10 protein-coding genes are annotated in these 13,419 nt (G+C 72.7%); 1 reads left to right on the plus strand and 9 read right to left on the minus strand.

All coding sequences use genetic code 11. From position 1 onward, the window contains the following. Positions 1-666: 666 nt before the first annotated feature. The 3 genes from D1J63_RS05050 to D1J63_RS36650 form a co-directional block, all read right to left on the minus strand. A complete protein-coding gene (locus tag D1J63_RS05050; RefSeq protein WP_241235510.1) occupies positions 667-1,875 on the minus strand; it encodes a glycosyltransferase family 4 protein in 1,209 nt (402 codons plus the stop codon). Further along, positions 1,872-2,270 (minus strand): 6-carboxytetrahydropterin synthase, encoded by a 399-nt coding sequence (locus D1J63_RS05055; protein WP_125627905.1) that lies wholly within the window; start codon positions 2,268-2,270, stop codon positions 1,872-1,874. The genes D1J63_RS05050 and D1J63_RS05055 overlap by 4 nt, the downstream gene beginning before the upstream one ends. Before the next feature lie 115 nt (positions 2,271-2,385). Continuing rightward, entirely contained in the window at positions 2,386-3,396 is a 1,011-nt protein-coding gene (locus D1J63_RS36650; RefSeq protein ID WP_164712722.1) for a zinc-binding alcohol dehydrogenase, read from the minus strand. Positions 3,397-3,505: 109 nt separating this feature from the next. Between D1J63_RS36650 and D1J63_RS05070 the strand changes: the two genes are divergently transcribed. Then, positions 3,506-4,282 carry a CDP-alcohol phosphatidyltransferase family protein gene (locus D1J63_RS05070; RefSeq protein WP_125627907.1) on the plus strand — a complete coding sequence of 259 codons (777 nt, stop codon included), beginning with the start codon at positions 3,506-3,508 and terminating at the stop codon, positions 4,280-4,282. A gap of 138 nt (positions 4,283-4,420) precedes the next feature. On the opposite strand, the gene D1J63_RS05075 is transcribed toward D1J63_RS05070, so the two are convergent. From D1J63_RS05075 to D1J63_RS05100, 6 genes are all read right to left on the minus strand, one after another. Continuing rightward, positions 4,421-5,683 carry an MFS transporter gene (locus tag D1J63_RS05075; RefSeq protein WP_241235681.1) on the minus strand — a complete coding sequence of 421 codons (1,263 nt, stop codon included), beginning with the start codon at positions 5,681-5,683 and terminating at the stop codon, positions 4,421-4,423. A 148-nt stretch (positions 5,684-5,831) separates the two neighbouring features. Further along, positions 5,832-7,628, minus strand: a complete 1,797-nt coding sequence (locus D1J63_RS05080; protein WP_241235511.1) for an ABC transporter permease subunit — start codon at positions 7,626-7,628, stop codon at positions 5,832-5,834. Between the two features lie 15 nt (positions 7,629-7,643). Beyond that, the gene (locus D1J63_RS05085; RefSeq protein WP_125627909.1) at positions 7,644-9,152 is read right to left on the minus strand and encodes an ABC transporter substrate-binding protein; all 1,509 of its coding nucleotides are present in this window, start codon (positions 9,150-9,152) and stop codon (positions 7,644-7,646) included. A 90-nt stretch (positions 9,153-9,242) separates the two neighbouring features. Beyond that, on the minus strand, positions 9,243-9,806 hold the full coding sequence (locus tag D1J63_RS05090) for a GNAT family N-acetyltransferase (RefSeq protein WP_125627910.1): 564 nt from the start codon (positions 9,804-9,806) through the stop codon (positions 9,243-9,245). 74 nt (positions 9,807-9,880) lie between these two features. Further along, positions 9,881-12,607 carry a hypothetical protein gene (locus tag D1J63_RS05095; RefSeq protein ID WP_125627911.1) on the minus strand — a complete coding sequence of 909 codons (2,727 nt, stop codon included), beginning with the start codon at positions 12,605-12,607 and terminating at the stop codon, positions 9,881-9,883. 143 nt (positions 12,608-12,750) lie between these two features. Beyond that, a complete protein-coding gene (locus tag D1J63_RS05100; RefSeq protein WP_241235512.1) occupies positions 12,751-13,380 on the minus strand; it encodes a hypothetical protein in 630 nt (209 codons plus the stop codon). Positions 13,381-13,419: the final 39 nt, after the last annotated feature.

The raw sequence follows: 13,419 nt of genomic DNA on the forward strand, positions 1-13,419 counted from the left end.
CTCGCTCGACAGCGGACGGGCTGGGGCCGTCGTGGCCGTCGGTGGGACATACGGTGCCAGTCCGGGCGGCCTGCGCGGTGGGGTCCTCGTCGACTGCTCCGGCTCGGCCGGCAGGACCGCGCCCGGCGATCCCTCCGCCCGGCCCGCCCGAACCGTCCCCGCCCCGCGTGCCCACCGGGTCGGCGGACTCGCGGAGTCGCACCCGCTCGGGCGCGTGGCGCGACGGGACGTCGGGGCGCCCGGGGTCGGCCGGGGCACGGCCGCGCAGGCGGAGGGTGGCTCGCTCGGCGGCGGGGTGGTCCGGGCCGTCGACGAGTCGCTCGGTGCCTGGCTCGGCGATCCCTCCGCCCGGCCCGCCCGAACCGTCCCCGCCCCGCGTGCCGACCGGGTCGGTGTGCTCGGCGGCCTGGCCTGCGCCCCGGGCTTCCGGCCGCCCGGTGGCCGCGGCGGGCCCCGTGGGCAGGTCCGGATGCTGTTCCCGCGGTCGCCCCGCGGACGGCTCCGTCGGTCCTGACGCCGGGCGCGGCGTCGGACGTGGCCTCGGGCGCGGCGTGAGCCCTTCGCCGGTCGGTCCGGCGCCGGGGATCACGCCGTTCCTCGACTCGGCGGCGTCCTGAGGCCCGGGCTGGGCCGGAATGGCTCCCGCGACCGGTGCCGTCGTCTTCCTCATGCCGCCTCCCTCGGTTCGTCCGGCAGTCGGTGCAGTACGGCGGCAAGGCTCCGCGCGGTGGCCGCCCAGCCGTTCAGGGCCGCGCGACGGCCTCTCGCCGCCGCCTTGAGCCGGCGCCGTACGTCCGCCTCGCCGAACCAGCCGCGCAGTTCGGCGGCGAGCGCGACGGGATCCTCCGGCGGAACGAGGATGCCGGGCACCCCGCCGTCGGGCGCCCGCCCCACCGCCTCCGGGAGGCCGCCGACGTCCGTGGCCAGTACGGGGATGCCGCGCGCGAGTGCCTCGGTCACCGCCATGCCGTACGTCTCGGCGTACGAGGTGAGGACCATGAGGTCGGCGGTGGCGTAGGTGGCGTCGAGTTCCGTGCCCGACCTCGGCCCCGCGAGTACCAGCCGCTCCTCCAGACCGTGCCGCGCGATCAGCGACCGCAACTGCCCGACGTACTGCGGGTCGTGCCCGAGCCCGCCGACGCACACGCAGCTCCACGGCAGGTCGGCGACCGCCGCCAGCGCCTCCACGAGCCGGTGCTGGCCCTTGCGCGGGGTGACGGCGGCGACGCACACCAGCCGGGAGACGCCGTCGGTGCCGGGCGCGAGGGGCGAGATGTCGGCGCCGGGCGCGGCGACGTGGACGCGGGCCGGGTCGAGCCCGTGGTGGGCGACCAGCCGGCGCACGGCCCAGTCGCTGGTGGCGACGACCGCCGGTACGGCACGCAGCACCGCACGCTCGCGCGCGTCGAGGTCGGCGGCGACGGCGGGGTCGAGGCCGGTCTCGTCGCCGAGCGGGAGGTGGACCAGCACGGCCATGCGCAGCCGCTCCGCCTCCGGGACGACGACCTCGGGCACCCCGCAGGCGACCAGTCCGTCGAGGAGGACCACGGCACCGTCCGGCAACCGGCGCAGGAGACGGGCGAGTTCGGCGCGGGCGGCGTCGTCCGGCCGGGGCCAGGCCCCGTCGACGGGCAGCCCGCGCACCCGCCAGCCGAAGCCGGGCAGGTCCAGCCGCACGCGGCGGTCGTAGGCGTTGCCGCCGCTGGGGGCGGCCGGGTCGTCGACGCCGCCCGGCATGACGAAGTGCACGGAGCGCAGGGACATGGGGACGATTCCGCCGTTCCTCGGGGCGGCCGGCGTCTGTGCGGGCACGTAGGCGAGACGGGAGCGCGCCGTCGTCGTGGGAATCACCGGTTCGGTGGACGTGTCGGTCACAGCGCACGCTCGTAACTCGCCCAGGCGACGTGCGACTCGTGCAGGGTGACGGTGAGGCCGGCCAGGCCCCTGGCGCCCTCGCCGAGCGCGCCCTTGTGCACGCGCTCGGCCAGCCGGTCGGCGATGACCTTGGCGAGGAACTCGGTCGAGGTGTTGACGCCGGCGAAGTCCGGTTCGTTGTCGAGGTTGCGGTAGTTCAGCTCGCTGACGACGGCGCCCAGCTCCTGGGTGGCCAGTCCGATGTCGACGACGATGTTGTCCTCGTCCAGCTGCTCGCGCCGGAAGGTGGCGTCCACCAGGAACGTCGCTCCGTGCAGGCGCTGCGCGGGCCCGAAGACGTCGCCGCGGAAGCTGTGGGCGATCATGATGTGATCGCGGACGGTGATGCTGAACAACGGACGACCCTCCAGGTGTGGCACGTCTGGTCCCCCGCCTGTCGCTGCGCGGGGTGCCGTCTATTACGGCCGAGTGCCTTCCCCTGTTCAGTGCGTCGTACGTCTTTTCTCAAGGTCAGGCGCCGCCGCGGGCGTCCGCCTCGGTGTCCTCCCCGTCGTACCGGATCCGGTGGCACAGTGCGGGGATCTCGCCGGAGGCCAACCGGGGCATCAGCTCGGGCAGTTCGGCGAACGCGGACTCGCCGGTGACGAGCGTGTCCAGCGCCGGGTCGGCGAGCAGGTCGAGGGCGAGGGCCAGCCGGTCGGCGTAGGTGCGGCTGGCGGCGCGGGCCGGGGAGACGGTGCCGACCTGGCTGCCGCGCAGGGTCAGTCGGCGGGAGTGGAAGGCCTCGCCGAGGGGCAGGGCGACGCGCCGGTCGCCGTACCAGCTCAGTTCGACGACGGTGCCCTCGGTCCGCAGCAGCTCCAGCGACCGTGCGAGCCCGGCCTCCGTCGCGCTGGCGTGCACGACGAGATCGCGGTCGCCGAGGGCGTCGGCGGGGGACGCGAAGCCGACACCGAGCGCGGCGGCGACCTCCGCCCGGCCGGGATCGGCGTCGACCAACTCGACCCGGACGCCCGGGAAGCGGGCCAGCAGGGCGGCCACCGAGCAGCCGATCATCCCGCCGCCGACCACGGTGATCCGGTCGCCGACCAGCGGTGCCGCGTCCCACAGCGCGTTGACGGCGGTCTCGACGGTGCCGGCGAGCACGGCCCGCCCGGCGGGGACGGAGGGCGGCACCGGGGTGACTGCGGCGGCCGGGACGACGTACCGGGTCTGGTGCGGGTGGAGACAGAACACGGTGCGCCCGGCAAGACGCTCCGGGCCCTCCTCCACCACACCGACGTTGAGGTAGCCGTACTTCACCGGCCCGGGGAAGTCGCCCTCCTGGAACGGCGCGCGCATCGCCGCGTACTGGTTCTCGGGCACCCGGCCGCCGAAGACGAGGGTCTCGGTGCCCCGGCTCACTCCGCTGAAGAGCGTACGCACGAGCACGTCGTCCGGGCCCGGTACCGGCAGCGTCACCTCGCGGAGGGCACCCCGGCCGGGCGCTTCGAGCCAGAACGAACGTGCCGTGCGGGTCATGGAAAGTCCTCCTGAACGATCGGGAAGCCACTCACGTACCGAGGGATGCACAAGCCGCGCACAAGGTAGCGGCGTTGATCGACTCTGTCACACGGCCGGAGGGTGTTCGGTGGCCCTGAACAACACGTACGACCCGTACGACGCCTACGACGCGAGGCCCGTTCAGCAGGAGACCGCGGTGGGCGCGGGCGCGATGCTCCTGCTGCTGGTGCTGCTCGGCACCGCGATCGGCATGGGCACGGCGGGCTGGCTGACCGGCCTCGCGTTCGCGTTCGCGAGCTGGGCCGTGCTCTCCCGGGCCCTGCACCGCTCCCGCCTGCCGTCGTTCGGTCCGGCCAACCGGGTCACCCTCGGCCGGGCCGCTCTCGTCGGCGGGGTCACCGCCCTGGTCGCGGACTCCTTCCGCAGTGCGCCGCCGGTCTCCCTGCTCGTCGGACTGACGGCCGTGGCCCTGATCCTGGACGGCGTGGACGGCAGGGTCGCCCGTCGCACCGGCACGTCCACACCGCTCGGCGCGCGCTTCGACATGGAGGTCGACGCCTTCCTGATCCTGGTGCTCAGTGTGTACGTCGCCATGGACCTGGGCCCGTGGGTGCTGCTGATCGGCGGCATGCGGTACGTGTTCGTGGCGGCGGCCCGGGTGTGGCCGTGGCTGACCGCTCCGCTGCCGCCGAGCACGGCCCGCAAGACGGTGGCCGCGTTGCAGGGCGTACTGCTGCTCCTGGCGGGCGCGGACCTGCTGCCGCGCATCGCGAACGCCGGAGTGGTGGCCGTGGCGCTGGGCCTGCTGGTGTGGTCGTTCGGACGGGACGTGCGGTGGCTGTGGCGGCGGAGCCGGGTGCCTGCCGCCCCGGCCGGGACGGTGCCGGAGCTCGTCGCCCGGTGAGCCTGCTGGGCCCTGTGCGCCCTGTGCGCCCTGTGAGCCCGGTGAGCGGCCGGTCCGGTGGACGCCCCGGTGTATTGACCCGTACTGACCCGTGAAGGTCGGCAACAGCCCGACGGAGACGCCGACGACGCCACGAGGCTAGGAAGAGCTCGACGAGGACGGCGGCACGGGCGGGGAGGGGGCGGCCGGCGTCGAGGAATCCGGTGGAACCGGCCGCGCCCCCCGGGGCAGCACCCCCACCGCCACCAGCGGTACGGCCGCCAGCACCAGCCACGGCACGGCGACCGGCAACCCGGCGTCCAGCAGCAGCCCGGTCGCGGAGCTGCCGGCCAGCACGACGAGCCCGGAGACCGAGGACAGCGCCCCCGTGTACAGCCCGAGCCGCCCCTCCTCCGCGAGGTCCGGGACCCAGGCGCGGGCGACGGGCGCGACGAGCATCTGCCCGAGGGTGAGCAGGACGACGAACCCGGCGGCGGGCACCAGCCCACCCGTCCCCGTCCACCCCGCGGGCCGGGCAAGGCCGACGACGGCGAACCCGACGGCGATCAGCACCAGCCCGGCCACCATCGACCGGCGCCGCGCCAGCCGCTCCCCCGCCCACCGGGTCACCGGCAGCTGCGCGGTCACCACCAGCAGCGACGACAGGGCGAACAGCCAGGCCAGCGGCGCCTGCGAACCGGCCGCCCGCTCCACCTCGGCGGGCAGGGCGAGGTAGAGCTGGTTGTAGGCGAGCAGGTAGGCACCGTAGGCACAACACAGCGCGATGAACCGCCGGTTGCGCAGCACCAGCCGCGCTCCGCCCTTGACCCGGACCTGGACCCGCCCGGGGATGCGCTGCGGCAGCAGCCGGGCATGCCCGGCGAGGACCAGCACGAAGACACCGGCGCCGGCGAGGCAGGCCGTACGGAAGTCGACGGCGAGCAACAGCGCACCCAGCAGCGGCCCGACGAAGGCACCGGCCTGCCCGGCGACGGTGAACAGCGCGAGCACCCGGGTCCGGTCGCCACCCCCTGCTTCCTCCCACACGACCGCCTGCCGGGCCACCTCGGACTCGACTGCGGGCGAGAAGAGGGCGGCGGCGAACCCGATGAGCAGTACGGCACCGACGACGGCCCAGGTCTGCTCGGCGAACCCGAGCCAGGCGAACCCGGCGATCCGCAGGACGCACCCGGCGAGCACGACGGGCCGGATGCCGTACCGGTCGGCGAGCGCACCGCCGACCACGAAGAGCCCCTGCTGGCTGAAGGTCCGCAGCCCGAGCACGAACCCGACCAGCCACCCCGCCATGCCGACGGACTGCCCCAGGTGCTCGGACAGGAAGGGCAGGACGGCGAAGAAGCCGATGTTGAAGGCGAGTTGGGTCAGGACGAGCAGCCGAAGCAGCGGGGAGAGGGCGGAGATCGTGGTGAACGCCGTGAGCCGTGCGCTGCGACGGCGTCGGGACGCCGGCACGGACCGCTCGGTGGAGGGCGAGGAGGGGGACGAGGGAGACGAGGGAGACGAGGGAGATGAAGAGGATGCGGAGGATGCGGAGGATGCGGAGGTCATGTCATCGGACTCCGGCCGGCTCCTTCTCCGTCGCCGTCACGGACCGGCGCTCGGCCCCGTCGCCCCCGTCGACGACCGGTGAGGGGCGTCGGCGGACCGGTCGGCGCAGCCCGCCCGCCACGCTGACGGCCAGCGCGCCGAGCAGGGCGAGTACGGCGGCGGGGGCGAGGACGGCCCAGGGGGCGCGCTCGGCGTAGGGCTGGTTCTCGGCGAGGAGCAGTCCCCACTCGGGGGACGGCGGCTGGGCGCCGAGGCCGAGGAAGCCGAGTGAGGCGAGCGCGAGGGCGACACCGGGCAGCCGCAGCAGGGCGTGCCGCAGGACCGGCGGCACCACGGCGGGCAACAGCTCGTGCCGCAGCAGATGGACCGGCCCCGCGCCCAGCCCCTTGCTGGCGGTGATGTGCAGGGTGGCGCGCTCCTGCCGCAACAGGGCGGAGGTGTGCGCGGCGAGCGGCGCCCAGGCGACGGCTCCCACGGCGAGCGCGGGCGTGGCCGCACCACTGCCCGCGACGGCGGTGACGAGGAGGGCGACGAGCACGGGCGGCACGGCGTTGAGGGTGTCGACGAGCGGCGCGGAGACGCGGGGCACGAGCCCGAGCAGCACGCCCACGAGCAGGGCGGCCGCGCTGATGGCGGCGGCGAGGAGCAGCGTGTCCAGCGCCCCGTGGCCGACGCGGGCGAGCAGGTCGCGTCCGAGGGCGTCGGTGCCGAAGGGATGCTCGGGGGAGGGTGCCCGCAGTCGCTGCCCGGTGTCGAGGGCGAGCGGGTCGCGGGCCAGCCCGAACGCCACGACGGCGACCAGCAGGGCACCGTAGACGAGCGGCAACAGCCTTCCGGCGGGCGGTGCGGGCCGGTGCAGCGAGGACAGGGCGCCGTCCCGCAGCGCGGGCCCGGTCAGCAGCCGGGCGGCGACGCGGGTGGCGCCGGTCGCGAGCGCGGCCAGGAGGACGAGGGCGAGGGTGCCGGCCTGGAGCACGGGCAGGTCCTGGGCGAGGGCGGCCTGGAGGGTGGTGCGCCCGAGCCCTGGGATGTCGAAGACCTGCTCGACGGCGACGGCTCCGCCGGTCAGCCCGACGACGAACAGCCCGAGGTTCGGCAGCAGCGCGGGCACGCACCGCCGTACGGCCTGACGGGCGATGGACCTCCCGGTCAGCCCCCGGGCCGCGGCGGCCAGCGCCCACGGTTCGCCGAAGGCGCCGGGCAGCAGATCGTCGAGCAGCCGCCCCAGCACGGCCCCCGCGGGGAGCCCCAGGGCGAGCGCGGGCAGCACGGTCCACTGGGGCCCGTACCATCCCAGCGCGGGCAACCACCCCAGCTGCACGCCGACGACGGTGGCGAGCACGGAGGCGACGAGGAACTCGGGCAGCGAGGCGAGTACGGCGGACCCGCTCCCGCCGGCGCGCCGCCCGCCGAGCCGCCGCCGGGCCCCGAGTCGCAGGGTGCGGAGGCAGATGACCCCGGCCGTGAGAACGGCGACGAGCAGCGCGACGCCCATGAGCAGCAACGAGGCACCGAGCGCCCGTGTCACCTCGGGAAGGACGTCCGCGCCGGAGATCCACGACTGCCCGGCGTCCCCGCGCACGAGCCCGCCCAGCCAGCCGGCGAGTACGTGCAGGGGCCCGCCGTCGATCCCGAGCTGCTGCCGGATGTCGGCGAGCACCTCGGGCGTGGGCTCACGTTCGGCGGACCGCGCCTTGAGGACGGTGTACGCGGGGTCGGTGTGGGTCAGCCAGGGCAGCAGCCCGATTCCGCACACCAGCCCGAGGGCGAGGAGGGTCCGCCACCCCGCGCCTGCCACCCGCTGCCACACGGTTCAGCGCCGGGTGCCGGTGCCGACGAGGGTGCGCTCGTACGGGTCGAGGACGACGCCCTGGACGGAGTCGGCGACACCGGTGATGATCCGCTGGTGCACGAGCGGTACGACGGCGTCGCTGCCGAGGATGCGCGCCTCGGCGGCCATGGCGGCGTCCTGTCGCTTCGCGGTGTCGGCGAACTTCTCGGCGTCGGCGACGGCACGGTCGACGCCCTTGTCGCAGAGCTGGGCGATGTTGAACCCGCCGTCGCAGGTGTAGTCGCTGGCGAGCACGGCGACGGGGTCTCCGGTGTCGAGGAGGGTGTTCCGGGCCAGCACGAAGGCGTCGAACTTCCCGTCCAGCGCGTCCCCTTCGAGCCGCGAGTACTCCCGCACGGTGAGCTTGACGGTGAACCCGGCCTTCTCCAGCTGCTGCTTGACGACCTGGGCGACCTCGGGCAGCTCGGGCCGGTTGTCGTAGGTGGCTAGGGTGATGGTGTCACCGCTGCCGGGCTTCTTGACCGCCGCACGTCCGACGGGCGCGCTCCGCTTCCCTTCCGCCCAGGTGACGGCGGGCCCGTAGATTCCGGCACCGGGATCGGCGTACCCCTCGTAGACGTCCTTGGCGAACACGGAGGTGTCGAGGGCGGCGCGGGCGGCAGCCCGCAGCCCGGCGTCTTCGAAGGTCCCCGACGAGGCGTTGAGGAGCAGGCTGGTGGTCCGGGTGGTGGCGGTGTCGCGCCGGGTCTTCTCGTCGAGCGAGGCGGCCTGGGCGACGGGAACGGCCTCGGCGATGTCGAGTTCGCCGGTCCGCAGGGCGTTGGCGCGTGCGGTGCCGTCGGCGATGAAGCGTGCGTCGATGCCGGAGGCCTGGGCACGGCCGCCCCAGTAGTCGTCGAACCGGTCGAGGGAGGCGGAGGTGGCGCCGTTGACCTCGGTCAGCTCGAAGGGGCCGGTGGCGTGGCCGACGGGGTCGACCCGACTGGCCTTCGCGTAGGCGTCCTTGGACAGGATCGCGAGGCTGGGGCTGGAGAGCCGGAGCGGCAGCACGGGGTCGGGCTCGGCCGTGGTGACGCGTACGACCCGTTCCCCGCTCGCCTCGGCATGGAGGGTGACACCGGCGAGGGCGGCGGGCGCGGGCTTGGCGTCGGTGGCGTGCGTGAGGGACTCGGCCACGGCGGCGGGGGTCACTTCGCCCCCGTCCTGGAAGGTGGCGTCGCGGAGGGTGAACTCCCAGGCCTTGTCCCCGTCCCGCCGCCAGGACTCGGCGAGCGCGGGGGCGGCGGAGCCGTTGGCGTCGAGGGCGGTGAGCCCTTCGGTGACCCCGAGCCGGCTGAGCAGAGTGGCGTCGGCGCCGTACGGGGACAGGTTCTCGGCGGGCGGGAAGGCGAGGGCGACGCGGAGACGGGCACCGTCGCCGTCGCCACCGTCACCGGACGCGGAGTCGTCGCCACCAGAGGCGAAGCAGCCGGCCATGAGCGGGGCGAGCAGGAGGGGGGCGAGCAGCCGGGGGCGGCGGTGGGAGCGCATGGTCCTCGGATCGATCGGTTCAGGCGGGGCGGGCAGACGGGTGTGCGGCGGCGCACCGAGACCCTACATGGAAATGATTTTCACGCCTACTCAATCGCGCGAGCCGGCCACACGGGAGACGACCAGGGGAACATCGAAGTGCACGATCCCCTGCCCACCGCCCGCGTCCTCCCGCTCGTCGTGCACGACCTTGGCCAACGACCGCCAGAACGGCTCGGCCCCTTCAACGGCGGGGTCGGTGTGCAGATACACGGCCCGATATCCCCCATCACGGGCGGCGAACGCCAGCAACTCGTCGACGAGCCGCCGCGCGAGCCCTCGCCGCCGATGCTCGGGCCGCACATACACCCGCCGCAACTGCGCGGTCACACCGGAGGGATACCGCTCGGCAACGTGCGCGGGGTTCGGGGGGTGCGCGGGCCCCCGCGAGTCGAGAGCCCCGGTGGCGACAACCTCACCGCCCGCGTCCACGGCGACGAGCAGCGCGTGCCGGGCGGGGGTCAGATAGGCCCCGGCCGGGTCGATGACATCACCGTGCCAGCGGGGGACGTAGCCGGTACGGAAGTCCCGGTAGACGGTGTCGAGCATGACGGCCCGGGCGGGGGCCACGTCGGCGGGGGTGGCGGTTCGGATGGTGTAGTCGGTGGTGCGCACTTGCACATCGTACGCATTAAGGAGAAGTGCTGGTCCACGCCCCCGGCAGCACAGTCGGCCCGCGGCCCCGCGGGTTATCGATGACGCCAAAGCTGGAAGAGCGCGAACACCTCCATACGCCAATGCATCTCGAGGGACTCGTCCGGTACGCGCTCGCGGCCGTGGCTGAACCGGATGTGTCGGTACAGCCCGTGCGGTGACAGATCCGAGCCGGCGACGAGTGCTGACAGCAGTGGTTCGTCCGCAGGGGTGTCCTGGTCAACCACCATGAGGATTTCGCCCTGGTCGTCCGGGTGGAGGAAGGGCAGCGCCCCACCCAGTCGACGGCGCAGGTCTCCCCACGTGACGGTCGTTCCGGCGCGTGCCGAGTCCTGGAGGAGGGTGTGCACCCGGTCGGCGAGGGCCACGAGGACGGCCCTGTCCAACCGCGCAGCTTCCTCTCCTCCGTCCGAGGCGGCCCCGACCGCGCTCTTGCCGAGGCGGAAGTCGGTGTGTCCTCGCTCGTCCCGCAGACGGCGTCGGAGGTTCCCACGCCACCTGATCAACGCCTTCTTCTGTGCCTCCGGCAACGGGCCGGGAATGTCACTGCGGAGTCGGTCTGCCTCCGCGAGAGCTGATTCGAGTTCTGCTGTGGTCAGTGTGGTCCTGTGCTTTCCGAGATCATCAATCAGGACTCGGAGGGATCGGAGGGAAACGTCGGCCGGAGATCTCGGTTTTTGATCGAGCACCCACTGTTTGAATTCTCTCATCAGCCCGGTCACCGCCTCACGGTCCTGCGGTGAGAGGCGCAGAGCGTAGACGGGGCCCATCCCGTTGCGGATGCGCTTCGCCAGCGCGAGGTCCCCCGCGTCCCTGGCCGCACGGAATTCATCGGCCATCCGGTCGAACAGCTCACGCGCCTCCGAATCGGTCGTGACGGATTGTTCGAGACGTCTACGGAGGACCGTGCGCCAATGTCCCAGGCGGCTCTTTACAGGGTCCGTCAGGAAGGGGTCCCCTACCAAAGATGCCAGACGGTCGGCCTCCTTCAGAGCCTGCTCGAGATCCGATACCGGAAGCCTTGCGCCCGTTTCGTCAAGGTGACGGAGAACCGTGTGCAGTCGCCCGAGCGGGTCCTGCCCGGTTTGCGCGGGCTTCAGCCCGGAGGGCGCCGCGCCCTGTGCCGCCGCTGATGTGCTGCCGCGACGCGCTCGTTGGATGCGCGCCCGGTGGGTTTTCCAGATGTCGGCAGCGCGTGCGTCATCGGTCCAGTGGGGGTGTCCGAGGGCCAGTAGCACATGTCGGAAGAAGGGAGGTAGAGCATCCTTCGGCTGTGCTTGCCGAGAGAACGTGATCAGGCTGGAGAGGAAGGGGCGGTTTGCTTTGGCATGCGGCGCGTCGACAGCCGCGAGTAGTCGCACCTGCCGCGCCGGACTGACGGCCTCCGAACGGACACCGATCTGCCCGAGCAAGTCCTGCCAGGTGATGCTCGTGCCCGCGCGGGCGGTCTTCACCAAGACTCGGGTGAGTTCGACGACTAGGCGGTCGTCCGACGTGAGAACATGCTGCGCGGGCAGGGGGGCAAGCGCGCTCGACGGCTTCTTCGTGTCCGCACCGGCGGACCCTACGGGCTTCTCCTGCGGGGCACGTGTCATCGTCGCGCTCGCGTCCCCCTCGCGCGCGGCCGGCTGGAGCAACTTCCATTCCGCCGCCTTTGCCGACGACAAGCGGACGAAACCTTCCGCGCGAAGCGTCCATCGTGAGTCGGCATCGGCTGTGCGAGGTCCGTTCAGTACAGCCGCTCTGTCGGTCAGTACGTACACGTGGTGACTTTTTGGAGCCGTCGCCGAAGCGGGCAGGGACAGCCGGGCGGGAAACCTCGTCGACCCGATGGGCTGGGCGTCCACATCGTAGAGTCTGCGGTGACCCTCCTCGGACACAAAGGCCGCGCGTGTGAAGGCCACGCACCCCGTCATGAGCGGTAGCACTGGTTCGACGTCGGAACGGCTCTCGATCTCCGGCGGCCGAACGGCATCTCTCTTCCGCTCACCAACCGTGTGACCCTCCTGGCCGACGGCGGGGACCCTCCCCTTCGGCCGAATCCCGTACGGCGTCTCCTCCACCCACGGAGTGACGATCCCGGCATGCACGAGTTTGCACTTGTCGAGCGTCGTCCACTCGACCAGATGGCCGGGTGGGTGAGTTCCGACGTACACGACACGGGTGCCGTTCTCGGTCACGCACTTGAAGCGGAGGGCATATCCCGCGGCATCGACCTCGAAGGGAGCGAGTTGGCTCTCGGGTCCGTACATGCGAATGGTGGTTGGCTTGCCGACCGGCGCGCCCAGCCGCTTCCCGTCGGCCTGCCAGTCCGTGAAGGATCGGCGGGCCATCTGCACATGAATCAGGCGACGCTTCTTCTTGGACCCGAAGCGGATCTCTATCGCGTCACTCCGCGCGCCCTTCTGCTTGACGTACTGCACCTGGACGGCCGACTGTCCCTGTTTGCGCAGCCATTTGGCGACGGCCTCACCGATGTAGAGGTGATCCGCACTGTCTGCGCCGAGCGCGGTACGCGTGCACCGGACTGGCGGACGGTGGGCGAAGTGCGACTTCTTGTCGTCGCAGGCCCGCAGGGTCAGGAGCTTCCCGCATCCGCCGAGAAGGGTCCCACAGGAAAAGGCGTTGGAGCCGTGCTTCTGTCGTAGCTGATCCGCGGCTTGCTTCTCATAGGGAAGGAAGAGAGGAAGATGACCGTCGGGCCCGCCCAGCACGGCCGTCTGAACCTTACGGGTGTCCTCTTCGCGTCCGACTGGCATCATCGGCGGCCGTCTCCTTGCCGTGCGTACAGAGTGCACGTCCGTACGGGGAACGGCACCGCTTCTTCGACTCCGCCGAGGTCGGTGTGGTTGTACACGAATGGGTCACAATGCGGGTTGCCGGGCCCGCCCCCTCAACGGCCCCTTCAGCCGACCCGCTTCCACTCCTGGCACCTATTGGTCTTGAAGTACTCGCCCTTGTTGAGGGTCACCCGGCCGGTGCCCTCAAGGTTGTTGTTGGCGATGATCGAGCCGAACTCGCCGCTGGCATCCTTGGCCCGCTCCCAGTAGCAGCCCCACTCGTCCTGGGGCCCGGCCGTCTTGTACGTGCCGGCCTTGATGTCCTCGCCAACGAGGTACTCGCCGTCTCCCGAGAAGGTGGTCGCCGGCCCCGGCTCCTTCGTCTTCTTCGGCTTGGCGGTCACCGTCTCCGTCACGGTCTCGGTCACCGTGGGCGCGGGTTCGGCCTCGGCGGCCGGTGCCGTCTCCGTGACGGTGGCCGTCGGGCGGGGGCCGGCCTTCGCGTCTGCGGCCGCCTCGGCCTCGCTGCCCGTGTCGCCGCTCGCGCCCATGCCGACTCCGACGAGCAGGGAGACGAGGGCCACAGCGCCGTACTTCAGCCACGCCCGGTTGCGGGAATTGGGCTGCACGGGCGGGGTGTGCGGTGGCATCGGCGGCGGGAAGGGCGGCCGTCCGCCGCCGTACGGTCCGGTGGTCGGCTGAGTCGTGTGACCGTTGTCGGAACCAAGGCCCGGGTTGGGCTTGTGGTCGGTCATGTTGCGCTCCGTTTCCTCTGCGCACAGGCGGGTCGTTCC

Origin of the sequence: Streptomyces sp. KPB2 (assembly GCF_003950055.1) — a bacterium.
Lineage (GTDB): Bacteria > Actinomycetota > Actinomycetes > Streptomycetales > Streptomycetaceae > Streptomyces > Streptomyces salinarius.

What these genes read in the sequence shown, in the direction of transcription:
- D1J63_RS36650 (WP_164712722.1), bottom strand. Translation starts at nt 3,396, where the DNA reads ATGACCCGCACGGCACGTTCGTTCTGGCTCGAAGCGCCCGGCCGGGGT.
- D1J63_RS05085 (WP_125627909.1), bottom strand. Translation starts at nt 9,152, where the DNA reads ATGCGCTCCCACCGCCGCCCCCGGCTGCTCGCCCCCCTCCTGCTCGCC.
- D1J63_RS05095 (WP_125627911.1), bottom strand. Translation starts at nt 12,607, where the DNA reads ATGATGCCAGTCGGACGCGAAGAGGACACCCGTAAGGTTCAGACGGCC.
- D1J63_RS05100 (WP_241235512.1), bottom strand. Translation starts at nt 13,380, where the DNA reads ATGACCGACCACAAGCCCAACCCGGGCCTTGGTTCCGACAACGGTCAC.